Source organism: Pseudomonas sp. NPDC086112 (assembly GCF_044746425.1).
Lineage (GTDB): Bacteria > Pseudomonadota > Gammaproteobacteria > Pseudomonadales > Pseudomonadaceae > Aquipseudomonas.
This window is the reverse complement of the sequence record NZ_JBIVCD010000002.1, coordinates 43,589-66,169: the sequence shown is the minus strand read 5'-3', so window position 1 is coordinate 66,169 and position 22,581 is coordinate 43,589. Positions and strand designations below refer to the sequence as shown.

The 22,581-nt window shown below is 56.2% G+C and carries 18 protein-coding genes and 6 pseudogenes; 7 read left to right on the top strand and 17 right to left on the bottom strand.

The genetic code is table 11. From position 1 onward, the window contains the following. Positions 1-12 precede the first annotated feature (12 nt). The 10 genes and pseudogenes from ACIPLA_RS02290 to ACIPLA_RS02245 form a co-directional block, all read right to left on the bottom strand. A complete protein-coding gene (locus ACIPLA_RS02290; protein WP_401171078.1) occupies positions 13-1,239 on the bottom strand; it encodes an MFS transporter in 1,227 nt (408 codons plus the stop codon). A gap of 59 nt (positions 1,240-1,298) precedes the next feature. Beyond that, positions 1,299-2,288, bottom strand: coding sequence for a transporter (locus ACIPLA_RS02285; RefSeq protein WP_218395102.1), 990 nt, complete (start codon positions 2,286-2,288; stop codon positions 1,299-1,301). Between the two features lie 402 nt (positions 2,289-2,690). Further along, a pseudogene (locus ACIPLA_RS02280) lies at positions 2,691-2,881 on the bottom strand (hypothetical protein); the annotation flags it as partial. Between the two features lie 318 nt (positions 2,882-3,199). After that, the gene (locus ACIPLA_RS02275) at positions 3,200-4,576 is read right to left on the bottom strand and encodes a nodulation protein NfeD (protein ID WP_401171075.1); all 1,377 of its coding nucleotides are present in this window, start codon (positions 4,574-4,576) and stop codon (positions 3,200-3,202) included. Positions 4,577-4,864: 288 nt separating this feature from the next. Next, positions 4,865-5,209, bottom strand: a complete 345-nt coding sequence (locus tag ACIPLA_RS02270) for a cupin domain-containing protein (RefSeq protein WP_401171072.1) — start codon at positions 5,207-5,209, stop codon at positions 4,865-4,867. 34 nt (positions 5,210-5,243) lie between these two features. Next, positions 5,244-5,468 (bottom strand): annotated as a pseudogene (locus ACIPLA_RS02265) (Rhs family protein); the annotation flags it as partial. Between the two features lie 20 nt (positions 5,469-5,488). Then, positions 5,489-6,778 carry an OprD family porin gene (locus ACIPLA_RS02260; RefSeq protein ID WP_401171069.1) on the bottom strand — a complete coding sequence of 430 codons (1,290 nt, stop codon included), beginning with the start codon at positions 6,776-6,778 and terminating at the stop codon, positions 5,489-5,491. Positions 6,779-6,913: 135 nt separating this feature from the next. Next, positions 6,914-7,918, bottom strand: coding sequence for an MBL fold metallo-hydrolase (locus tag ACIPLA_RS02255; protein WP_401171066.1), 1,005 nt, complete (start codon positions 7,916-7,918; stop codon positions 6,914-6,916). Positions 7,919-7,989: 71 nt separating this feature from the next. Then, a complete protein-coding gene (locus tag ACIPLA_RS02250) occupies positions 7,990-8,643 on the bottom strand; it encodes a hydrolase (RefSeq protein WP_008075462.1) in 654 nt (217 codons plus the stop codon). Positions 8,644-9,070: 427 nt separating this feature from the next. Then, a pseudogene (locus ACIPLA_RS02245) lies at positions 9,071-9,505 on the bottom strand (LuxR C-terminal-related transcriptional regulator); the annotation flags it as partial. Between the two features lie 297 nt (positions 9,506-9,802). Here ACIPLA_RS02245 and ACIPLA_RS02240 point away from each other — a divergent pair. Then, positions 9,803-10,597, top strand: coding sequence for an SDR family NAD(P)-dependent oxidoreductase (locus tag ACIPLA_RS02240; protein ID WP_401171063.1), 795 nt, complete (start codon positions 9,803-9,805; stop codon positions 10,595-10,597). 600 nt (positions 10,598-11,197) lie between these two features. Here the strand turns inward: ACIPLA_RS02240 and ACIPLA_RS02235 are convergent. Then, on the bottom strand, positions 11,198-12,373 hold the full coding sequence (locus tag ACIPLA_RS02235) for an ATP-binding protein (RefSeq protein ID WP_401171061.1): 1,176 nt from the start codon (positions 12,371-12,373) through the stop codon (positions 11,198-11,200). Between the two features lie 238 nt (positions 12,374-12,611). On the opposite strand from ACIPLA_RS02235, the gene ACIPLA_RS02230 reads away from it, so the two are divergent. Continuing rightward, entirely contained in the window at positions 12,612-13,388 is a 777-nt protein-coding gene (locus ACIPLA_RS02230; RefSeq protein WP_401171058.1) for a nucleotidyltransferase domain-containing protein, read from the top strand. Positions 13,389-13,720: 332 nt separating this feature from the next. Here ACIPLA_RS02230 and ACIPLA_RS02225 read toward each other — a convergent pair whose 3' ends face one another. Further along, entirely contained in the window at positions 13,721-14,770 is a 1,050-nt protein-coding gene (locus tag ACIPLA_RS02225; RefSeq protein ID WP_218395096.1) for a DUF3592 domain-containing protein, read from the bottom strand. 184 nt (positions 14,771-14,954) lie between these two features. On the opposite strand from ACIPLA_RS02225, the pseudogene ACIPLA_RS02220 reads away from it, so the two are divergent. Further along, positions 14,955-15,215 (top strand): annotated as a pseudogene (locus tag ACIPLA_RS02220) (tyrosine-type recombinase/integrase); the annotation flags it as partial. A gap of 172 nt (positions 15,216-15,387) precedes the next feature. On the opposite strand, the gene ACIPLA_RS02215 reads toward ACIPLA_RS02220, so the two are convergent. Next, the gene (locus tag ACIPLA_RS02215) at positions 15,388-15,768 is read right to left on the bottom strand and encodes a hypothetical protein (RefSeq protein WP_009043509.1); all 381 of its coding nucleotides are present in this window, start codon (positions 15,766-15,768) and stop codon (positions 15,388-15,390) included. Positions 15,769-16,134: 366 nt separating this feature from the next. Between ACIPLA_RS02215 and ACIPLA_RS02210 the strand changes: the two are divergent. Further along, positions 16,135-16,344 (top strand): annotated as a pseudogene (locus ACIPLA_RS02210) (IS66 family transposase); the annotation flags it as partial. Positions 16,345-16,382: 38 nt separating this feature from the next. On the opposite strand, the gene ACIPLA_RS02205 reads toward ACIPLA_RS02210, so the two are convergent. Both ACIPLA_RS02205 and ACIPLA_RS02200 read right to left on the bottom strand, forming a co-directional pair. Beyond that, positions 16,383-16,865, bottom strand: a complete 483-nt coding sequence (locus ACIPLA_RS02205) for a GNAT family N-acetyltransferase (protein ID WP_218395094.1) — start codon at positions 16,863-16,865, stop codon at positions 16,383-16,385. 343 nt (positions 16,866-17,208) lie between these two features. Continuing rightward, on the bottom strand, positions 17,209-17,598 hold the full coding sequence (locus ACIPLA_RS02200) for a MerR family transcriptional regulator (RefSeq protein ID WP_123494942.1): 390 nt from the start codon (positions 17,596-17,598) through the stop codon (positions 17,209-17,211). 74 nt (positions 17,599-17,672) lie between these two features. Here ACIPLA_RS02200 and ACIPLA_RS02195 point away from each other — a divergent pair, with 74 nt between their 5' ends. Next, a complete protein-coding gene (locus tag ACIPLA_RS02195) occupies positions 17,673-18,752 on the top strand; it encodes an SDR family oxidoreductase (protein ID WP_401171053.1) in 1,080 nt (359 codons plus the stop codon). A 167-nt stretch (positions 18,753-18,919) separates the two neighbouring features. Then, positions 18,920-19,819, top strand: a complete 900-nt coding sequence (locus ACIPLA_RS02190) for a DMT family transporter (RefSeq protein WP_008075485.1) — start codon at positions 18,920-18,922, stop codon at positions 19,817-19,819. 215 nt (positions 19,820-20,034) lie between these two features. Here the strand turns inward: ACIPLA_RS02190 and ACIPLA_RS02185 are convergent, their stop codons facing one another. Together ACIPLA_RS02185 and ACIPLA_RS02180 are read right to left on the bottom strand one after the other, a co-directional pair. Beyond that, positions 20,035-21,168, bottom strand: a complete 1,134-nt coding sequence (locus tag ACIPLA_RS02185) for an aminotransferase class V-fold PLP-dependent enzyme (RefSeq protein ID WP_401171050.1) — start codon at positions 21,166-21,168, stop codon at positions 20,035-20,037. 142 nt (positions 21,169-21,310) lie between these two features. Further along, on the bottom strand, positions 21,311-21,853 hold the full coding sequence (locus tag ACIPLA_RS02180; protein WP_401171048.1) for a LysR substrate-binding domain-containing protein: 543 nt from the start codon (positions 21,851-21,853) through the stop codon (positions 21,311-21,313). On the opposite strand from ACIPLA_RS02180, the pseudogene ACIPLA_RS02175 reads away from it, so the two are divergent. Further along, a pseudogene (locus tag ACIPLA_RS02175) lies at positions 21,810-22,553 on the top strand (MFS transporter); the annotation flags it as partial. The gene ACIPLA_RS02180 and the pseudogene ACIPLA_RS02175 sit on opposite strands and share 44 nt — an antisense overlap. Between the last annotated feature and the right edge of the window lie 28 nt (positions 22,554-22,581).

Genomic DNA, 22,581 nt, shown 5'->3' with positions numbered 1-22,581 from the left:
GGGCATTTTTGTTCATTGATGGGATGGGTCATCAGCAGCCACCATCCTCCTGGGGGATTTCAGGCTGACAGAGGGGATTGCTGGTCCGGAAGGCTTCACGCCTCGACGAAAGCGCGCAACGACCAGACACGAGATAACCAGGGCTATCAAATAGGCTGAGGCAGCCAGCCATCCGACTGCCCGGAAATGTCCCTCACCGACGACTAGTGCTGCACCAAATGGGCCGAGCCCTTGGCCGATAAAAATGGCGGCGTTACCTAGTCCGGCCAATCGGCCGGAAGGGTCCAGTTCGGCCGCCATGGAAAGCAGGTAAGGCAGGCTGAAAAACCACACCATATGGATCAGGCAGGCAGTGGCGACAAAAGCAATGGGACTATTGCCATAGACCATGACCAGCGTCGCCAACAATGCTGTACCGAAGCTTAATAGCTGCGGAAACAGCAAACCCAGGCGCCGTCCGATCAGCCCGGCAAGACCTGCCCCAAGGGCTCCGGCAAGGATGCTGCCCCCCAGAATCCCCCCAATCTGCTGCGGTTCCAGGCCAATGCTTTTGCCGATGCGCTCTTGGTAAACCCACAGAGCGGAATGCCCAAAAAACAGAAGCACAAAAAGCATGATTAACAGGATGGATGTGAGACCAAATGGCTGGACCGAACCGATCGCCAAGCGACGTGTTTCAGGGTACCGCTTGGGCACTCTCAAGCAACCCAGCGCCGCGAGCACGCTGGTGATAGCCAATAGGGAAAACGCGCCATTCACGCCGTATGATTTCAGGATCATAGGCATGGAGGTCACGAGCAGCATGCCCCAGAGGAGGTTGCCGATATTGATGACCGCGAAAGTGGCATCTTTAGATGTGCGCAGGGCTGCTGTGGCGTAGACAACCGCCATAACAGCGCCACCGCTTGCGCCACAGATCATTCTGGAAATGAGTAACGAAGTCTGGCTGTGGAGCTGAGTGCTGGCTAGATTACCTAATGCCAGGATCAGCAAGGCAACCAAGGCGAAGCGGCGCCGGTCGACGTTCACCATCAACATGGCGCAAACGCCGCAAGCGACCGCCATTGCAATAAGTTCTGCTGCGAAAATGGCGCCTATTGCATTAAGAGGCAAGTCGAGTTGGTCGATAAAAGCTCCGCCCAGGATAGGCTGGATCTGTAGCGTTCCTAGAGATATGACCATCATCAGGCAAACAGCGGCCAATGATTTTTTGCTGTCGATGGATTCGAGCGCGTTCATGAAGCATCACCTCGGGTAAAGGGGCCCGCTCCTCATGCATGGGCGGGCGCACACGTCAGTCAGAACTTGTGGGCGTAACGAATCTGGACGGCATAATCCGTTCGGGCGCGGTTCTCGACGCCGGTTTCTTTATAGGTGTTCAGCCAAAAGCCTTGGCCATCGCTGATTTTCCAGAACAGGCCCGGGCCGACGCCCAAAACCTTTTCCCGAGAGTCGCTCAGCCGACTCCCGTTGACATCGTCATCTGATAGTTGCCTGAAGTAGTACCCGTTGATGCCGACCGATACGTTGGGGACCACTTCATACGAGGCTGTGAAGTTGGCCCACGCCGACTGTCCTGCCTGGGTGTCGCGTACAGGCTGTCCTTCGAAGAATTGCGCTGAACTACTAGCGGGGTCGTTGTTCTTGAAGTTGTACAGGTAGTGCAGCCGCCAGCTCACCTCCCAACGAGGAGCTGGCATCCAGGTCGCTGCCCAGTAAGGGTTCAGAGAGAAGAAGTTGGAGCCTGGGTTCAGGTCTTTATGTTTGTCGTATTTACCGGTTGGAAGGATGGTATCGAAGGCCAGGCGCTGCACAAAGACGGGCCTGCCGTGGGCGTTTACGATTGGATCGAACTGGATCTGAGGCCCCACCACGATATCACCAAGGCCGGTGCCGTTATCCTGGAGCTTGGGGCCGTCGTCACCAAAGTCACCGTCCAGGGATACGATTGGCACCAACAGACTCCAGCCCAGGTGCGCACCGCCTCCGATGGAGTCAGGTGAGTAATAGCTCAACTGATTGATCAGCGTGATGATGTTGATCTTGGGGTTATCGAAGGCGCCATTATCCTTGCCAGCGTTGTCCTTGATGCTGCGTGCGGTGCTGAATTTTAGATAGGTCAGATGTGATAAGCCGGGTGGCCCCGCGAAACCGTCGTAAAAGCTGGTGCCGCCCAGGTTGATACCGCTTGGCTCATTCACCGAAGGTGGTGGACCATCTGCTGCATAGGTGGCAAACGATGCGAAGCTGAGTGCCAGGCATGCTGGCAGAGATTTTGTCAGGCTCATCGGAGTGGCTCTATTCTTGGAATTGTGAGCGGGGTAGCTACCCCTGGCGCTTCGACTTTAATTCTTAGGTGTTTGTGATGCTTGAGCACAACGGCCAGAATTGACTGAGCGCGCCATGATGCAGGAGGGGCGACATGGTTCATCGCTCGGGTCCGTCTGAACGGCAGAGGGGGCGGTGATCATCCTTAGCCCGGACGACGCATCAGTCGTCGGCGAGCTGACGCTAGGGGCATCGATCCGCGCGTCCATCGGCAGTTGGAGCGTAATGCCAGGCGCCTGGCCTCGGAAAACGCCTAAGAAGCGGTCGTTCAGCATTGAAAGTGGCACGCAAAGTTGAACATCGTGTTTATGGTCGTGCGTCTCGATAGTCCGGTCGGACCCAGAACCTCCGGCCTCAATTGGGCGTGAGTAAATGAGGTGATAGCAGCGAAGGCCGGTGCAAGCTCATCGTGGTCGTGGCTGCCAATACGATAGGGAATGCCGGCGATAGCTTGCAGTGCCGCGAGGATCAGCGCCTGGTAGTGCTGGTGTGCTTGATCGCCGAACTGCATCAGGGAGAGAGTATTCAGGGGAGGGCATCGCTTCGACTCCATTCGAGAGAGTGGGGAACTTAGCCGCAGGAATGGCTGACAACAAAAAGCCCGCGCATGGCGGGCTCTCTGTATGGGGTCAAATCCTTTTGTCCGTTCAATCTGCGCTCCGTAATGTGAGCACTTCGTGAAAAGCATGTCGCTGGAACGAAAAAAACCGGCACTTGGCCAGGCTCTCTGTCGATGGGGCCAAATCCTTTTGGCTGACCGCATTGTGCATAGTGGGTGTGACGAAGGCATGACAGGGCGGATACGAAAACGCGGGTAAAAGCCCGTATAAGGCGGGCCTTCGGACGGCAGGACTGGCAGCACGAACTCGCATCAATCTCCTCGCGATGGCGTTTCCTCCAGCGCAACGACCTCCAGCATCACGCCCGTGCGCGCCACCACCCGGACCTGCTGGCCCAGATGCAGGGGCGAGCTGCTCTGTACTTGCCATCTTTCGCCCTGCAATTGCACCCAGCCGCTCATCGGCAGACCCGGCAGCAGTCCCGTCACCGTGGCTTGGCTGCCGACCAAGCCCGCATCGCCGCTGACCAAGGCACGGCGTCTGGCCTTGAGCGCCACGCCGACCAGCGTCATCAGCAACAGGGCGCTGATCAGTGCCATGCCGATGATCAGCGTCAATGGAATGCCGAAGCCCGGTACATCGGTGTCCATCAAAATCACTGCGCCCACTACAAAAGCAACCACCCCACCGAAGCCGATTACACCGAAACTCGGTAGAAACGCCTCGGCGATCATGAAGGCGATCCCTAGCAGGATCAGTCCGACCCCGGCGTAATTCACGGGCAGCAATTGCAGGGCATACAGCCCCAGCAACAGGCAGATGCCACCGAGCACCCCACCAACACCCGACCCTGGGTTCATGAATTCGAAGATCAAGCCATAGACCCCGAACATGATCAGCAGCAACGCTACGCTGGGGTTAGTGATCACCGCCAGCAGTTGTGTGCGCCAATCAGGCGCATGGTCGATGAGTGCAGCCCCGGCGGTGTTCAGCTTCAACATTTGACCAGAGACATTCAGGCTCTTGCCGTCCAGTTGCTTGAGCAGGTCTGCCACGTCATTGGCCACATAATCGACCACCTTGAGTTTGAGCGCTTCGTGGGCCGACAGGCTGAGCGACTCACGTACCGCTTGTTCGGCCCAGTCGGCATTGCGTCCGCGTAGTTGCGCAAGGCCACGGATGTAAGCCGCCGCATCGTTGATCTGTTTTCGAGTCAAGGCATCTTGCGGTTCACGCGCAGAATCCTTGTCGGTGGTGGGTGAACCCGGCGATTCGGGCGCGGTCCCGGGCAGGCCGCCGATCTGCACCGGTGTAGCAGCGCCCAGGTTGGTGCCGGGGGTCATCGCGGCAATGTGGCTGGCATACAAAATATAGGTGCCGGCGCTGGCCGCACGTGCGCCACTGGGGGCGACGAAACTTGCCACTGGCAAGGGGCTGGCCAGAATCGCCTTAATAATCAAGCGCATCGAGGTATCCAGCCCGCCGGGGGTGTCGAGGCGGATGACCACCAACTGCGCGCCCTCGGTCACCGCACGCGCCAAGCCGCGCTCCACGTAGTCGGCACTGGCCGGACCGATAGCATCGTTGACGGTCAGTACTACGACACTGCCTGCCGCCATCGTCGAACCCGTCGGTAACCCGATCAGTATGATTAGCAAGAGCAGGCGGCACCACCAGTGACTGTTCACGGGACCTCCAGTTGCGGATATGACAGCCTACAACCCTCACTCAAAGCGTAGTTGAGTCAGTCATGGGTGATGCGGGCGCGGAGGTTAGTCCATTGCCTATGGAGATAGGGACGATTCTGAACATTTCGAACGACATGCCCTGTCGTCATTGGTTGGCAGGTCAATCAGAGTGATCAGGTTGCTGGTGAACCGTCAGAATCCCGGGTCATGTCGGTGATCCCGGCCCATTGGCGCATCAGTTTGGCGTTGAGCCGCGTATCAGGCTCGACCGTGTTGTCGGGCCTGAGCTTACGGTTGCCTGACAATATCGACCGAGATCTCCACCGCCGCAATCGTGCCTCTGTTCTCAAGCCAGTGTGTGGTGTTCCTGTCCTCGGGCCAGCCCACGCCAGGCCCATAGTCCGTGGCGACTCCATTTCGATGGTCAGTGATCGTTCCTTGCAGTATGTAGACGGTGCCGGGTCTGTCTTTATGGTTGTGAATCGGTCCGAAGACGCCTCCAGGCTCGATGGTCACCATACGCATTCTAAGTTGGCGCCCTGCCATGCCCTCGATCTCAGGGCCGAGGTCTACCATTGCAAGTAACTTCACCGCAACACCTTTGGTCTCAGGTGCCTCCTGTTCGTTGCTCATCGTGCTCTCCTCTCTGCCTGACTAGAAGTACACATCCTAAAAGGTGTAATCGGTTGCCTTTGACGTTGGCCAGGTTCGCGGTTGGTTGTTCGCCTTGGCCGAGGAGGTTGCCTGCCGGGCCATGGACGAAGCTTTCCGGGGGGGCGCCACGGACGTTGATCAGGCGGTCGAGCGGATCGTACTGATAGCTGCGGTTGCCTTTGCGGCTGTCGTCGATACCGGCAAGGTTGCCGTTGGCGTCGTAAGTATAGCGGCGCTGGGGGCTAATACCTTGAAGGCTCAAAGCGATCCCAGCTTGAGCGGGTACTCAATAACCACATAAACCCGATCGATGTCATCGCCGGCCTGAGCGTTATTTGCTCGATGCGTCACATGGGACAGCTGCACGGACAAGTCCTTGGCCGGGCCTGACTGCACGATGTAGCGCAGGTCTATATCGCGTTCCCAATGCCGGCCGCCATCCCCTTGTTGAGGTTGGTAATCGCCGGTGCGCGGGTCGAACGGGTTATAAGCGCCGCCCTTGGGTGCCTGGGTACCGTCGATGCCACGCCCGGTCACGTAGCGGGCCATGAATTTCAAGCCGGGCAGGCCGAAAGTACCGAGGTCGAAGTCGTAGCGCACCTGCCAGGAGCATTCATGGGGGCCGTTGAAATCAGCGTACTTGATCGAGTTGGCCAGGTAGATGGAATCACCACCGACGAAGTCGAAGGGTGTGTCGCCGTTGATTTTTTGATAGGCGAGGGTGAAGGCTTGGGCTCCGGTGGTGTATTTGCCCGACAGGCTGTAGGCGCTGTTATCGATCGCTCCTGCCACGGCCTCGCCATAGTCCTGAGTGTGGTAAAGATTGCCGTCGAGGAAAAAACCGGACTGTTTCAGGTGCAGGTTGGCGTAGTACTGACGCCAGGTGTCGCTCAGTTGCGATGCATAAAAGGCACCGCCCACTGGGCGATCTTCGAACAGGCTGGCCCCGATAAAATCGATGCCGCCCGTACCGGTGCTCACACCGTAGCCGGAAAAGTCGCCCTTGCTGGTGGACGCATCCAGATTCTTGAAAGCAGTGAAGTGACCGGCCACCAGATGCACATCATCGATTTCACGGCTGTCGATCAACAAGCCCGTGGCGTATTCCGGTTGCAAGCGTTTGTCTGCCGTATCGAACACCGGAGTTTCCACAGTCATTTCACCGAACGCCAGGATGGTGCGAGAGACTCGCAACTTCAGGGCTCCACCACCACTGGAGTAGTTGTCTTCGCTGCGTCCGTCATGATCCAGAGGCAACAATCCCGTTCCGGAATGCCCCTTGCCGCCGTCCAGTTTCAAGCCGAGAAATCCATGGGCGTCGATACCCACTCCAATCATGCCAGGGGTGAACCCGGATTCGAACGAGGTGATGAAACCCTGAGCCCATTCCTGTTTGTAACTCTTGTCTGCCGGCGAGGGCGATCGATAGTCATTGTTGAGGTAAAAGTTTCGGCTGAGCACCTCAAGCGTCGACCCTGCCAGCAAACCTTGTGCGGTGTGTGCGGGCTCAGCGGCTATCGCGGTTCCGGCTGTACTGGTGAGCAACATGCCCAACCATAAGGGCGCCCAGGGGCCGGTCGCGTTGAGATTTTCGGATGCATATATCTGCACTGCACACGGACCTTTATATGCAGGGCGGGAGTGGGAACTCCCGCGGTGAAGTCGGATTATGTCCAGGGGGGATCACTGGATCAGCGGAACATTTTTCGGTCGCTGGTAAGGACCGTATTCGACGGGCACCCAGGCGAAGGCTTTTTCGCGACCGCTGATATGCCCGATACCAGGGAAGGGCAAGTGAGCACCAGCAACCCAGGTACGGTCATGAGCGACCTGTTTGAACAGTTTTTCACGCGTCACGACGGCCTGTTTACCCTGGACATCGAAGCCGATGCTCACTTCTGGATGCTGGAACTGCACGGCGAAGCTGTGGACCAGGTCACCCATGAACAGAATGCTCTGGCCGTTGGAGCTGAACGTGTAACCACTGCTGCCGGGTGTATGGCCGGGCAGGCTGACCGCGCTCACGCCGGGCATCAGCGACTGCTCGGGGGTGAAGGTTTTGAACCGGTGGACGGCGACATAGGGGGCCACCGATTTACGGGCGACCTCGAAGAAGCCACGGGCGTCTTTTGGGGCCTTGTCCAGGTTTTCCTGGCTGAGCCAGTAATCGGCCTCCGGTTTCGCTGCATACACGGTGGCGTTGGCGAACACCGGTTCGTCCTTGGTATTGATCAGGCCGCAGACATGATCGACATGCATGTGGGTGAGCAACACGGTATCCACTTGCTCAGGTTGGTAACCGGCAGCGCGGATGTTGTCGGGCAGCCAGCCCGCGGTTCCGCCGAAACAAGCACCGGCACCGGCATCCACCAGCACCAGGTTTTTACCGGTGTTGATCAGGAATGCGTTGAACGCGGTCGGCATGCCGGGGGTAAAAATGAACTTGCGTTCGAGCATGGCGCGAATGTCTTTCTGCGAAAGGCCTTTGAGCAGCGTCGGCCCAAGGTCGCTGTAGCCATCGAACAACGCGGTAACTTCGTATTCACCCACCGCCAGGCGCTGATAGCCGGGGGCCTGGGTTTGCAGTGGCGGCGGTGGCGCCGCCTGGGCTTGATTGCCTGCAATCGTGAGACCCAGGGTCATCAGTGAGCCCTTGAAGCAGGAGGGGAGGTGCTTGAGAAGACTCATGGCTTGCGTCCTGGTTGCAATGAGAAAGGCGTGAAAAAGCGGCTACGCCTGCGCGCAGCCGCTGTCATTGCTCAATGGCCTTCAGAGGCCTGGAACATGGTTTTGGCGTAGATCAGCCCCAGGCCGTAGGCGCCGCCATTGGCGATCGAAGTCTTGACGGTTTCCTCGTAGGTTTCGCTGCGAGCCCAGTCACGTTGCAGCTCCAGCAGATATTGCAGTGCTGTCATTGGGCGGGCGCCGATTTGGATCATGCGTTGCACGGCCATTTCATGGGCTTCAATGGAGACATCGCCACAGGCATCGGCGATGAAGTACACCTCAAAGCCTTGATCGATAGCTGACAGCGCCGGGCCGACGATGCACACGGAGGTCCACAGACCGGCGAGGACGATTTTCTGTTTTCCGAAGGCGTTGACTTCAACGGCGATGCGTTCGTCTTCCCAGGTGTTCATGCTGGTGCGGTCGATCACTTTGTGGTCCGGAAACACTGACTTGATCTCGTCGAAGATCGGGCCGGAAAAGCTTTTTTCGGCAACGGTGGTGAGGATGGTCGACACTTCGAAGCCCCGGGCGGCCTTGGCTACGAGCGCGGCGTTGTTACGCAGGGTCACAGCATCAATCGACTTGGTCGCGAAGGACATTTGCGACTGATGGTCGATCATGATCAAGGTATGGTCAGTTGGGGTAAGAAGGGTTTTGCCTGGAGCTGCTTTTGCGAGGGCCATGATATTTTTCCTTAAGTATTGGCGAGGGTTATTTGGGTTGCTCGACGACAAGTGCCGTTGAGTTGATGAAAAACTCATCGGGTCTTTCGTGGGGAGATGGTCACGCATTCCACAAGGCCGAGATTGAACAGGTGTGCTGTGGTTTGGGATGTTTGTGCGATAGCGTGCGGTTTCTCGATAAGACAGCGGAACGCTTATCGGGTGACGGCAGCGATGGGCATCACTTGACGACTGCAGGTGAGGGGAAATGATTCACGCCCAGAGATGTGAACCTGTAGCGGCCTGAATGGCGGTGCTGTCGAGTGGTTCCGGCACAGGTGAGGGCGCGAGCACTGGCGGTGTTCATCCTGATGACTCTAGTGCCGGGGTTGAAGCGCCATCTCGACAGCAGTCAGCAACGCGTCGCCGCTGAAGGGTTTGCGTAGACAGTCGTGTAGATCACTTTTCGGATCGCAGGCGGGAAAACGAAAAATGGGATCACACGATCCCAAGCGCGGCGCCAAGCAGCCACTACCGTCGGATACTGCTTGCCCCATGGCCCGTGTTTGCGGTGGACCTTGGCGGTGACTTCACTGGTGCCTAGCCGGTTGGCGATGTGCTTGTTGGACATCCCTGCGACAATCAGCGGCAGTACTTCGCGCTCATGGGGTGTCAACAGGACCGCCCTTTGACGGGCGCTCTGAATGCGTTGCCATTGCTCGAACGCCGTCGCTGCACGCTGACGGGTGGTGTGCAGGATGTCCAGCAACTGGTCGTCATTAAACGGTTTGGTCAGGAATTCCACCGCTCCCGCTTTCATGGCTTGCACCGACATTGGGATGGTGCCGAAACCGGTCATGAAGATGACCGGCCACGGATGCCCGGCAGCGTTAATCGCGTGGAGATAGGGAAGAACCAGTTCGCTCTGAGATACGGATAGCCGTTGCAGGTCAGCCAGTGTCATCGGGATGTCCTTGTGTCATGCGTTCGTTGTTGCGTGTGGAGCCTGAGTAGTTCATGAGGTAAAGGCCTACTCGACTGAGCGCGCATACAGGCTATCAATGCATCACAGTCTGGCCGAATGCTGCCGCTCACAATCTTTAGTGCATCGATGCGGGCAGCTAGCATCTACTCTGGACTGTCAGACAGTACTTCCTGTGTAACCCTGTGGAGCATCGTAATGTTCAAAAACTGGAGTGGTCAGGTCGCATTGGTCAGTGGAGCTGGCAGCGAACATGGGATTGGTCTCGCCATCGCGCGACGGCTTGGGGACTCGGGCGCAAAGCTGATCATCACCGGCAGCAGTGCCCGTATCCATGATCGCGTCGCGGAACTGATCGCGGCAGGTTATGAGGTGCAAGGACGCGCTGCAGATCTCACTCAGCCGGCTCAGGTCGTCGAACTGGTGACTTGGGCGGAATCGCTATGGGGGCGAATCGATGTACTCGTGAACAACGCCGGTATGGCGATTCAGGGTGAAGCCGAAACGTTTTCTGAAGTGGCCAATATGAGCGTCGATATGTGGAACACTTCGATTGCCCGTAATCTGACCACTGTATTTTTGCTGACCCGCGCAGTGTTGCCGGGGATGCAGAATCGTCGTTACGGACGCATCGTCCATATCAGTTCTACGACCGGCACCCGCGTCAGCAACCCTGGCGAGGCCGCGTATGCGGCGGCGAAAGCGGGGATTGTGGGGATGAACATGAGCTTGGCGCTGGAAGTCGCACCATACGGCATCACCGTGAACTCTGTTGCCCCTGGGTGGATCGCGACGCAGTCCAGCACACCTGAGGAAGTGATCGCAGCGCAGTATGTTCCCGTAGGGCGTGCCGGTAGACCAGAGGAGGTCGCTGCGGCGGTAGCTTTTCTTGCTTCTCCAGAGTCCAGCTACATTACGGGCGAGCTTCTCGTGGTCGACGGGGGCAACTGCCTCTCTGAGAACAAAAGCCCCCGTGAGGGCAGGGGAGCTTAAGTCTTTGCAGTTTGAGGAAGCGATATTTGAATACCGGCGCCGCCAAGTAAAGAGACGTGAAAGGCTAGTGTTCCCCCTGGGTATTCAATGGTGCGACGATACCTCGAAGAATTGGTTTCCACGTTTTTCTTCGAGAACAAGGAAGGCGCTGACGCGCCTATACGCTTTGAAAATGAAAATTTTCCGCCTTTATCGCCACGAGTAGGCATTACGGTTTCAAAGCTCGCTGCGTTTGAAGGCTTCGAGCTTATCCAAACGCCGATATAGGGGGAACGCCATCATATTGGCTTCGACTGACCACTCCTGGCCGATTCTGTTGAAAAAGTCGATCCCTCAAGACTGCCTGCATACGGACTGCTGAAAACGCCTTTATTGCGCGCAGCTACGCGAAATCTGAGCCCGGAGTCCTGTGCTCAAGGCAAAGATTTCAATCTCAAGCACATACTTTCCAGCCGTGGAAACCATGATCGACTTTTTCAACAGAATCGGCCGATTGCTGCCTGTTGCGAAGGGCAGTAGTCGACCCATAGCGGCCAGTCACATCAGGCTATCGTCGGCTATTAATGAAGGGCGACGGGGCTGGGTGAAGGTCAATCCAAGCTAACTTAAGGTGCGAGGAAAGGTTGCAGTGAATGTCGTTCCGCTCGTTAGAGAAGATGCTACAGCCACTTCGCCGTAGTGCGCCCGTGCGATCTCACGAACAATGAACAGGCCCAGCCCGACACTTCTAAGTTCAGCATTGTCATGACTGCCACGGATCATCGGTTCGAACAGGTCCTGGAGCAACTCCAGCGGTATGGGTGTGCCAAGGTTGTGCACCGTAAGGATGATGGCTTGATCTTCGAAGCGCGAAGAAACCGTGACTCCGCTATCGGCAGCACCGTAGGCTACTGCATTGGCGACCAGGTTGCCGATGAGCTGATACAGCCGATCACTGTCGGCAGTAAAGTCACCTTGCCCATAACGCAGGTGGGTCAACTCATGTCCGGGGAACGCCAGACTCAACTCGTCCAGGCAGTCGGCCACCAGTTCGTGTAGATCGACGGGTTTGGGCAGGACTGCGATTCCTCGCCCGACCTGCGTCAAGGTGAAATCCAGCAGATCGGCCACCAGACGCTGTGCGCGTTCTGCGGAGTGGGTGATGTGGCCAAGGATTTGTGCTTGTTTAGCATCCATTTCCCTGCGGCCCAGCAGCTCCGCTGCCATTTTTATCGCCGACAATGGGTTACGCAGGTCGTGACTGACAATCCCGATAAGCTGCTCGGCGAACAGAGCCCTGTCTTCCGCCGCGGCGTAAGTGAGGCGCAGCTTGTTTTGGGTAATATCCATTACCCGTTGATCCTTGAGGTGTTTTGCCAAATGTCTTTCGGCGAGCATTCGGGCATTGAGCAGTTCGCGCTCGTACCTTTGCCGATCTTCGGCTTTGAACAGCGTCATTTCATGAAATATGCCAGCAGAACTCTCACAACGGATGGCGCTGAGCATCATCGCAATTGAATGTCCGTTGTAGTGAACGAGATCGAATTTCACATCAGCGATCACGCCCTGTATTTGCATAAGGGGCGCCCAGTACGTCTTGTGAAACGTTCTCCCTTCAGGGTTCATCAGGTCTTGGATGTGACGACCGAGCAGCTCTGTCCTGCGGTAGCCAATCCAGCGGCAGAAGGTGAGGTTGACCTGTGCGATCTGGCCATTTTCTGCGGTAAGCAGTAAGCCACAATCAGCTTCGTCGAAGAGAATTTCAGAACCGGGCAGCGAATCGTCATCTGCGGGCATTTGTATTCACTGACCAATGGGGCCGATATCTGAAAAATTATAGACACCACTTGCGCAAGGAGCCTGAAGATTTACAACATTCGCAGCGATTATCAGGCCTTGAAATTCGGGTTTTCACCAGCTGTAAATGACCGCTTCTGGCCGTTTTCTGCCGCTCACGAAGGGCTACAATCGGCCAGAAGCAGTCAATATTGGCTCTGTTAAAGTAGCTCTCTGAACACAACTCACGGACGGCTTCATGGAACGATTCCATCCTCGCGGCATTGATGCAGACGGTTGTATCCTCACCGTGTCCAACGTCGAGGTGCAGCCACAGTTTCAGGCTTTGCTGGCGGACGTTTGCATGACGCTCGCCCAGTCGGAACCTCTGCTGGACGGGATTTATCTTTATGGCAGCGTCGCTAGAGGCGACGCCGTACCGGGAGTTTCCGACCTAGACCTAACCCTTGTTCTGCACAGCCCTCCTACGTCGCAGGATCTCGAAATGCTCGAGTCGAAAAGGCGCACGCTGGAAAGTCGGCATACCGAAGTCATCAAGATCGATTTCGACATCGGTAGTCGTTCTGAAGTATTGGCGGCTGACAATCGATTGAGCTGGGGGTATTGGCTCAAGCATCACTGTCGTTGCTTATGGGGGAATGATCTGACCAAGCGCTTCGACCGGTTCAAGCCGTCGCGTAATATCGCCATTGCCGTGAATGGTGACTTTGAATCCGTACTTACCCGGTATACCGATCTTATCGATCAGGCGACTACACCGACGCAATCCCTACGCCTGCAACGCGAAGCCTCGCGCAAACTCATCCGGTCAACTCAAGTACTTCGTTCTGAACAGGACCTGATGTGGCCGCAAACACTGGAGGAGCATGTCGAGCTATTTGTTCAGCATTACCCGTGCATGAGAATGCAGATCTCTTTTTTCTTGTCCCAGGCAAGGAACCCATACGCGAAGCCAAAAGAGTTTACGACTCAGGTCCATGATTTTTTGACCTGGATGGCGACAGAAACCGGTTGAATCCACAGTCGATTGCAGCCCTTGGTGACAGGCAGAAATCGGCCGATTCTGTTGAAAAAGTCGGTCCTTCCAGACTGCCCGCATACTGACTGCTGAAAAAAGCCTTTTTGCGCGCAGCTACGCGAAATCTGAGCCCGGAATCCTCTACTCAAAGTAAAGATTTCAATCTCGGACGCGTACTTTTCGGATGCGCAAACCATGGCCGACTTTTTCAACACAATCGGCCAAAAGCTGCCTGCTTGAACCGGCTGAAATCGACCCGAAGCAGTCATCGCTAACGATTGAACTCACAGGCCTGAACAGCCGTTCGGGCAGGTCCGGCGGCATGAGGGTCAGCCCGAAAATATGTACTTGCCTTTGATTTTCCTGGGGGTGACGAAGACGAAGTCTGGAAAGATTTTTCCTCGGACGTACCAAACAAAAGCCAGGATAACGATACTTATAGCTAATGCGATAGTGGTTGTTGCCGGACTCGATGTAAACCCCTCAAGCGATCTTGGGAATTGGAGAAGCGCAAGGAGTATGTACGCGTTGTAGGCGCCGACGCGATGGTTGTAGAAGCCCCATACCAAAAACAAGGGAATCAAGATCATTGAAACACCCATAACCCATTTGGCCGTTGGCCCCATCCTGGCGCCGATATCCAATCCCAGAAAGAATGCAATCAAAGCCTGGACGAGCATTATCGTGATGAGAATATTGACCTTGCGATCGTGCTCGTCACAACGAATTGGATCTGCATACGAAGCTATAAAGTAGGCAAGATGACTGTCTTTTACACCCCGCCCGGAGAGTTGTGAAAACACTTCCGACTTTGCAGTGCCGGCGGTGAGTAGCTCGCGAACTTCTTGCTGAACTTCTTTCTTGCTCAAAGTTGAATGTGAAATGCTTTCTCCTTGCGTCAACTTGACAGATTTCTTAGCAGGAAACACCAGGACAGCTACGGCCCCGATAAAGGCTAGCGTGCCCAAGAAAACGCCGAGGTAAAAACCCCCACCTAGTGAGTAAGTACCTGGCTTCACTCTACCCGGCTTTGCTGGGTCGACAAGAATTTCGATCACTTTTCCTTCCCTGAATGTTGCAACTGATCTTTCAACCGACTCCAGGCTGGTTCTGCAGGGCCGCTGCGATATTTCGAGCGGATAAGTGTATTGCTGTCCGCTCAACTCAAAGGTCACGTTAACCAGAGAGCAATAGGTCATACCCTTACTGCGCATCTCCTCAGAAATGGAGACAGTGGCGACAGTGGCATTCAACTTCTGCCAAGTCTTCGTCTCGTCCACCTCCTTGTACGAGGAAAGAGACACGAGAAGACAGAGCAAGCCAAAGGAAAATAAAACAACGAACAGGGCCGTCCTTAGCAAGAGCAAGAAGGTCTTCATAAGACTCCTTGGCCAACGTGAAATGGAGGTCAGTTGGGATATGACACCTTGGCGGCAAGTCCCCCTGCGCGCGGTGTAATGATGCACTGAGGTTAGTCCGTAGATACTCAAATGCAATGCAACTTCCCGCGCTTCCGCTCCTGGCCGGTTTCTGCCGGTTCCCAGCGACCACCACGCACCGTGACGGTTGCACGGCTCAGACCATCTATCCACCAGGCAATACGCTCGAATAGTCAAAGCGTGGGTGACAACCATTGGCCTTGACCCAACCATGTACGGTACTCACACGCTCCGGCGAACCAAGGCATCGCTGATCTATCGCAGGACGAAGAACCTGAGAGCTGTGCAACTCCTGCTTGGTCATACGAAGCTTGAAAGCACTGTCAGATACCTGGGTATCGAGGTCGATGATGCCCTAGAAATGGCTGAACAGACGGAGGTGTAATTCCTCTGCGATGGTCGCAACTAAACTGTCGCCAATAGCTGCCAGTGAGGTGAACCGGACTGACTAACCGAATTGTAAGCGCTCCATAAACCCCTCCTGCACATGAAGCGCCGATTCAAGGATGCTGAGCTCCCATTTCTCGCTCGGATCGACCGATCCGCCGGACGGTCTGTTAGTCGTTACGTGTCTGTTCAAGCCGCTTATCAAGCTCGCTTGGCGGCAAGTTCGGCGTCGAGTGAAGCGTCAGCCAGACGGCCCGCAGAATGTTGATCGCGGCCATGTTCAGGTGTTGTTCGGCGGCGTGTAGGGCCAGTTCGGCTGCCAGGCGCTTGTCGGCAGCACTGAGGTGCGCCGTTTTGTGGGTCATGTCCGCATCGACGTTGGCCAACAGCCCCTGGAGTTCCTGCACCGCCTGATCCGATGCCTGACGCATGTCCGCCAGCAGGCGGCTGGCTTCGGCAGGCGTCATGGCCAAGGCGCGGACGCTGCGAAAAGTCAGGCGGGCGGGCAAGGTGGCCAAACTGAAACCCGTCGAAATTAACTTACCAATCATGCGAACAACTCCTGTAAACGAGTGTTTCAGCAGCGTATCAGAGTAAATCGCAAAAAAATGTCTGCTCATCGCTTGCCAGAATCAACTCTCCGCCTCTTTTTGGCATCAAGCGTCTGATCGTCGTCAGAACCCTCGAACGATGCGCCCATAGGCACTTTGGAGTCGGATTCAGGCAGCCTCGGCAAAGGTGTTGCACCTAGCCGATGTCCAATTTCTTCAATCGAGCCAGGCCTTGTTTGATATGACCGGCGTTTTCACCCATGGTCTACAGTGCACCACGGACATTTCCCATGGCCGACTTTTTCAACACAATCGACCCAAAGCAGACATCATGTGTCTAGCAAATCTGGAGCAATTCGTTGATGTGAAAATCAAATCCGGCCATGGGCTTTCGGGCGTTCAAACTGACTATTCGCCGGCTCCTTACGCAGCGGCAAACGAGCGGCGGCGATCATGAGCTTGATCCAGTCTGAGCGGCTGAATGGTCATGATCTGAAGGATGTTCTCACGCGCCTGCCGACGCAGCGGGCGAATGAGATTACCGACCTACTGCCGCACAGGTGGATGCCCATCTAACGGTGCAACCTCTGACGGGGCACCGTATCAAGATTTGCCTAGTCGCCAAAATTAACGGCATTACCGTTAATCCGGACATAATAATTATCGAATTCACCGCTTTCGACGAACACAAAGCCATGGCGAGTGTAAAAACGATTTGAAGCGCTTTCCTTGAGAGCACCAACCTTGATGGGACGCCCGATCTCATCAGCCTCTCTGAAAATCTGAGTAAGAACTTCAGAACCGATTCCTGCTCCTTGAGCACTGGGTATCACATACAAGTGGTCAAGCAGAAGCTCGCTCTGATGGTCTTTGATAACGACAAAACCGACCAGATCACCTGATACTTCTATGCGGCGTGTGCTGTTAGCGTCGAACCCACCAAGAAATCGTTCGCGCGCACGATCTGGGTTAAATCGTCCAAGCCGTTCAAGGCTCTCGCGCATGGCCTCAATCCTGATGGCTACCAGATCTTCCAGGTCGTTATTGGAAGCTGCGCATAAAACGACAGCGGAGTTTTGATCAGCGGAGGCTGGCATAACAAGCACCCTAAACATGGCCGGTCAGTCATTATAGAAAACAGAATCCGCATAACACTACTGCTTCGGTTCAATGGAGGCGATGGCTCCATATCAGCTTCAGGGGATGTGTTCGCCGGAGCGCTTACTGCGTATTTAAGGGGCGTGTTCACGCGACTGCCGATGCGGCGGCCGAGCGAGATTATCGAGTAGCTGCCGCGTAGACGGGCGCCCGTTTAACCACGCAAGGTCTGTTGGGCGGACGCTTACTGTCCAGGGCCAGGCCAGAAGGTTTTAGAAAATGCGTAAGGGGGGCTTGAAACTGGAAGCAGGCTGCAGCTTCCGTTTTCTAGATGCTGACAGTTCAGTTTGAAGAGTTGTTCAGCTGCTGAAGCTCAAGTTGCTTGGCAGCACTGGCTTCGAGGTTTGCACGCTCTTCATCCAGATACCGATAAATGCTTTGGAGGTTGGCGATTTTCTGTTTGATTTCTGCCATCTTCTTTTCAATTAGCTTAGCGCCGTCAGCACAATCGATCAGCTTGTTCCGCTGCGCATCCAGAATCTCGCCTATTTCCCCCAGGGAAAACCCCATGCTTTGCGCGCGCTGGATAAAGTCCAGATCCTGCAGAGTTTGCGTTGTGTAAACGCGATATTTGTTAGTTTGCCGCAGCGGTGAGATCAGGCCGATTTGCTCGTAGTAACGCAGCGTATGGCGGCTGGCGCCGCTGCGGGCCTCGAGTTCGCCGATTTTCATGAAAACACCGCTTGACTATAGAGTTGGGTCGATAGTTTACGCTTGATTTCTCACCTTAAACAAGGAGCAGGGAAATGAGCGTGGAGTGCTTTGTCACGGGGGGTACCGGCTTCATCGGTCAACATTTGGTGGCGTACCTGAGTGCAAAAGGTCACACCATTCGGGTGTTGATGCGTCGCCCAGAGCGACTAGCTGCACTGCGCGAGCAAGTCGATAATTTGGGAGGGTGCGCAACCCGGGTATTTGCCGTAGCTGGCGATCTGGAACGGGACAACCTCGGGCTGAGTCTTGCTGACCGAGAAGTGCTAAGGCACGCCAGAGTCATATTCCACCTGGGCGCCCACTTCGCATGGGGGCTTTCAGTGGAGCATTCTCGTGCAGTGAATGTGGAAGGGGCAAAGCGCGTGGCGCTGTTGGCGGCTGAGCAAAAAAGCCGTTTAGTGATGATCGGCGGCTACATGCTGAAAAATCATGAACATCTGCAACGCATCGGAATTGATCCTCGTCATCCGGAGTTGACGAATTGGCCTGCCGTCTACCGACATGTCGGTGGTTACGAGGGAAGCAAGCTGGAGGCGCATTTTGCGACCCTGGAGGTCATGTCCGCCAAGGGCGGGGAGATTACCGTGGTCCACCCTGCGACTGTCTGTGGCCACAGCCGCACGGGGCATATCCTTGACGGTCAGCCGCTGGTGGAGCTGATACGCAACCTTGTGCAGGGAAAGCTGACTGCAGTGCCCGGTACCGCCGAGCACTGGCTGCCACTGGTCACCGTAGATTACCTGGTTGAGCTGGTGGCAGTTTGCGCTTTTGATCCTGCCATGGTGGGCCAGGAACTGTTGGCGCTTGATGACCAAACTCCAAACTTGCGAGAACTCCTGGTACAGGTGGCACAACCTTTGGGCTTAAAGTCTCCCAAGCATCACATTTCACTCCGATTGCTGAAGTTGCTACTGAGTATTCCTCCCGTCGCGTGGTTTTTGAATACAAAACCCGAAGCCTTGGACTTTATCCAGACCACTCGTTTTGATACAGCGGCGGTCGAGCAATTTGCCAACAGGCATGGAATAGCCAAACCGGATATACGTCAGTCTTTGCAGCACACTGCAGCGTTCGTCAACTCATATTGCATAGCCAAGGGCCAGGCCCTCTGACTTCTCCCTTGGCGGCGACAAGAAGGCGAATAGCATCCTACTGGGCGATCCAGCTTATGCCACAATAAATACTGGGGTTGGTGGGATCTTCGTATCCTCAAACTTTGCGCCGTCGATATAGGGCGGCATTCTATCGAACGACAATTCAGCGACAGGGATCGTCATCAATGCAATCTACTTTCAGCAAAGGCGTCATATTTGCACTCTCCGCTGCGGCACTGAACGCAACGATCGGTGTACTCAGCAAAATACTCATGAGTAATGGTTTCACCGCTAGCAGTGTCGCTGTCATCAAGACCGTACTGGGTTGCGTTTTGCTCTCGATCTTATTGTTTTTCCTCAAGCGCCCGGCGGCGTCGACCAAATGGACTCAGGCGGCTATCTGCGCATTCCTTGGCATCTTTGTGCTGTTCCATTTCGAAACGTCCGCCTATCGACACTACGCTGCGGCAGGTGTGGTGGTGGTGCTGATGGCCAGTGCCTCAATTTCCTCGATCATTCTGGGGCGCATTTTCCTCAAGGATGCCATCACCGCGAACGCTACCGTTGGTGCCGCACTGGCTATCGCTGGGATCTCGGTGATCTTCGGGGGTGACCTGCAGCAGGGCTTTACCCTGCAAGGTGCTGCGCTCGCTTCCATGGCCGGCTCCGGCTATGGGGCCTTTTCGGTTGCCATGAAGCGTATGGGTGTGTCGGGGGGGCTGCACTTCACCCGACAATTGTTGTTCTTTGGCAGCCTGTACTTGCTGATGCCGGCTGCGGCCGATGGTTTCGCGATGGGCGAGCTGTCGCCGCTGGCGATCGCCGCGCTGCTGGCGCTGGCCACGCTGCCGACAATCCTGGGCTTCTTCTGCACCACCAAGGCCATCGAGTATCTAAAGCCATCCCAAGTGCAAGCGCTGGAGCTGACCGAGCCACTGTTCGCCGCGCTGCTGGCGTTTGTGGCGCTCAACGAAGTACCGCGCGAAAGCCTGTACGCGGGAGCGGCACTGATCATCGTCGGCCTGTGTTTCTCCAATGAATTAATCCGCTTGGGCAGCAAAGCATCCGTTCCTTCGACCGAGTGAGCTATTTTCGGATGTTGGAAACCTTTTCTGATAGCGCTGAAGGACGCACGTGTCAGTAAGACGCGTGCACGGGCTTTCCCTTATGGTTTCAACATGACGTCCCGGCGACCAGCGTCATATTCGTCGAAGATCAGCGCCATCGGCCGGCAGTGCCCAGGGCTGGATGCCTTCCCAGAATTCACAAGTTCGGTATGTGCTGCGGGCAAGATGAGGGCTTAGTTAACCATCACTTCGTCCAGTGCCTGCTCGAGGGTGCTGACTGTGCGCTCGATATTGTGCAGCTTTTCGAGTCCGAACAGACCGATGCGGAAGGTCTGGAAGTCGGCCGGCTCGTCGCATTGCAACGGCACTCCGGCGGCGATCTGTAGGCCGTGGTTGGCAAATTTCTTACCGCTCTTTATGTCGGCATCATCGGTGTAGCTCACCACTACGCCAGGGGCCTGAAAGCCGGCTGCGGCCACGCTTTTGATGCCTTTGCCGGTCAACATTGCGCGCACCCGATCGCCCAGAGCCTGTTGTTCGCCGCGGACCTTGTCGAAACCGTAGGCTTGCGTCTCTTTCATCACGTCGTTAAATCGTGCGAGAGAATCGCTGGGCATGGTCGCATGGTAGGCATGTCCGCCCTGTTCGTAGGCCTGCATGATCTGAAGCCACTTTTTCAGGTCGCAGGCGAAGCTGCTGCTATGCGTCTGCTCGATGCGCTCGAGGGCCAAAGAACTGAGCATCACCAGGGCGCAGCAAGGGGAGGCGCTCCAGCCTTTCTGCGGTGCGCTGATCAGCAGGTCGACTGCGCATTTCTGCATATCAACCCAAAGCGTGCCTGAGGCGATGCAGTCCAGCACGAACAGGCCACCCACCGCATGCACGGCCTCGCCGACGGCCCGCAGGTACTCGTCGGGCAGGATGATCCCTGATGAGGTTTCAACGTGGGGGGCGAAGACAATCTGCGGCTTCTGCGCGTGAATGGCTGCCAGCACTTCGTCCAGAGGGGGTGGGGCGTAGGCAGCCTGGCGACCCGTGTCGACCGGTCGGGCTTTCAGCACCGTGGTGGCCGCCGGGATGTTGCCCATCTCAAGGATCTGGCTCCAGCGATAGCTGAACCAGCCGTTGCGTATCACCATGCATTGCTGGTCGGTGGCAAACTGTCGCGCCACCGCTTCCATGCCGAATGTGCCGCTGCCCGGGACCACCGCAACAGCCTGGGCGTTGTAGACCTGTTTCAGGGTCCTGGAAATGTTCTTCATCACGCCTTGAAATGACTGCGACATGTGGTTGAGCGAGCGGTCGGTGTAGACCACTGAGTACTCGAGCAGCCCCTCGGGATCGATACTGGGATATAGCTTTGACATGGGGTGACTCCTTTGGCAGAGATCTCAGTGGTATCGACCCTGCCCTAAGCCTTGGCAAATGACAAGATTGCAGTGAGCGCGACAGGTACTCAAAACTGGACTGGAAATCGCGCTTCTAAGCGAAATCCACATCTGGCTTGTTCTAGATCAATGGCGACTCAGACATCTCCACCAGCAGTTGTCCAAATGCATTGGCTGCGGGCGTCTTTCCCGTGACACTCCATATAAGTCTGAAATCAGCATCCAGCAGCGGTGGCAGGCCATATTGACCGTCAATCACCACCATACCGGGCTCTAGATCGCCCAGCGGTAGAGCGGTGACGGCAAGCCCCGCCAGTACCGCCGCCCGCAGCCCTTGTTGACTTGGAGAGGTAAAGGCGACCCGCCAATCCACGGTGGAACTCTCCAACGCTTCTATGGCCACCTGGCGGTGCAAGCAGGGCGCTGGTGCAAACGCCAGCGGCAAAGGGGCATCGCCGGTAAAGTCGAAACTATGCGCAGCGGCCCAGACAAACCGGGTTTCGCGCAGCACGGTACCGCCGGCCTGGCTGCCCGGCAATGCCATGACCACGGCCAGATCGAGCCCATCGGCATCGACCTGCGCGCGCAGATCGAGGTAGGTGCCGACGGTTACATCCAGACGGATCCGCCGCTTCTCCGGTGCCTTGCTAGGGTCGGCAGGCATGAACTTCAGCTTCTGGCCATTCATGATTTACCTGCCTCTGTACTTTCAAAATAGCCTGGGCTACGCCAGTGTCGGCACCGGCCTGGCACTGCTGGCCTACACGCTGCCGACGCTGGTTGTCCCCCCGTTAGGCGAACGGCTGGCGCTGCGCTATCGACCTGACGTGGTGATTCCCTCAGGCTTGTTCACCATAGGTCTGGGGTTCCTGCTGATGAAATGGGGCAGCAGTGTCACGCATGCCAGCTGGTTGACAATGCTTCCAGGCTGCCTGATTGCCGGGATCGGACTGGGGTTGACCAATACGCCGGTTACCAATACCACCACCGGATCGGTGCCCAGTGAACGTGCTGGCATGGCATCGGGCATCGATATCAGCGCTCGTATGATCAGTCTTGCCATCAACATCGCGCTTATGGGATTCATCTTGGTGGAAGGCATCCTGTCTTCCCTGCGCAATCAGTTAAATGGTTCGCCCGATGATGTGCAACTACGGTTGCTGGCGGAGAATATTTCGGCCGGCAACACTGCTGTGTTGGCGCAGACTGGCAAGGGGACTACGATTTCGGTCGATGTCGCCAACGCAGCTTTGGCGCACGGGTTTGGCTGGGTGATGCTGTATGGCGGTATTGCTGCGTGGGTGCTAGTGGCGGCGAGTTGCCTGGTCTTTCGTTCGAGCAAAGCCGTTCATTCTCAGCAGTGACTGTAATTCGAAGGACCGCTTTTGGCTG

Coding starts and splice junctions, on each gene's coding strand:
- ACIPLA_RS02270 (WP_401171072.1), bottom strand. CDS start 5,209: ATGAGCAACGAACAGGAGGCACCTGAGACCAAAGGTGTTGCGGTGAAG.
- ACIPLA_RS02285 (WP_218395102.1), bottom strand. CDS start 2,288: ATGAGCCTGACAAAATCTCTGCCAGCATGCCTGGCACTCAGCTTCGCA.
- ACIPLA_RS02190 (WP_008075485.1), top strand. CDS start 18,920: ATGCAATCTACTTTCAGCAAAGGCGTCATATTTGCACTCTCCGCTGCG.
- ACIPLA_RS02240 (WP_401171063.1), top strand. CDS start 9,803: ATGTTCAAAAACTGGAGTGGTCAGGTCGCATTGGTCAGTGGAGCTGGC.
- ACIPLA_RS02225 (WP_218395096.1), bottom strand. CDS start 14,770: ATGAAGACCTTCTTGCTCTTGCTAAGGACGGCCCTGTTCGTTGTTTTA.
- ACIPLA_RS02255 (WP_401171066.1), bottom strand. CDS start 7,918: ATGAGTCTTCTCAAGCACCTCCCCTCCTGCTTCAAGGGCTCACTGATG.
- ACIPLA_RS02195 (WP_401171053.1), top strand. CDS start 17,673: ATGAGCGTGGAGTGCTTTGTCACGGGGGGTACCGGCTTCATCGGTCAA.
- ACIPLA_RS02250 (WP_008075462.1), bottom strand. CDS start 8,643: ATGGCCCTCGCAAAAGCAGCTCCAGGCAAAACCCTTCTTACCCCAACT.
- ACIPLA_RS02230 (WP_401171058.1), top strand. CDS start 12,612: ATGGAACGATTCCATCCTCGCGGCATTGATGCAGACGGTTGTATCCTC.
- ACIPLA_RS02180 (WP_401171048.1), bottom strand. CDS start 21,853: ATGCCTGCCGACCCTAGCAAGGCACCGGAGAAGCGGCGGATCCGTCTG.
- ACIPLA_RS02205 (WP_218395094.1), bottom strand. CDS start 16,865: ATGCCAGCCTCCGCTGATCAAAACTCCGCTGTCGTTTTATGCGCAGCT.
- ACIPLA_RS02215 (WP_009043509.1), bottom strand. CDS start 15,768: ATGATTGGTAAGTTAATTTCGACGGGTTTCAGTTTGGCCACCTTGCCC.
- ACIPLA_RS02290 (WP_401171078.1), bottom strand. CDS start 1,239: ATGAACGCGCTCGAATCCATCGACAGCAAAAAATCATTGGCCGCTGTT.
- ACIPLA_RS02185 (WP_401171050.1), bottom strand. CDS start 21,168: ATGTCAAAGCTATATCCCAGTATCGATCCCGAGGGGCTGCTCGAGTAC.
- ACIPLA_RS02235 (WP_401171061.1), bottom strand. CDS start 12,373: ATGCCCGCAGATGACGATTCGCTGCCCGGTTCTGAAATTCTCTTCGAC.
- ACIPLA_RS02200 (WP_123494942.1), bottom strand. CDS start 17,598: ATGAAAATCGGCGAACTCGAGGCCCGCAGCGGCGCCAGCCGCCATACG.
- ACIPLA_RS02260 (WP_401171069.1), bottom strand. CDS start 6,778: ATGTTGCTCACCAGTACAGCCGGAACCGCGATAGCCGCTGAGCCCGCA.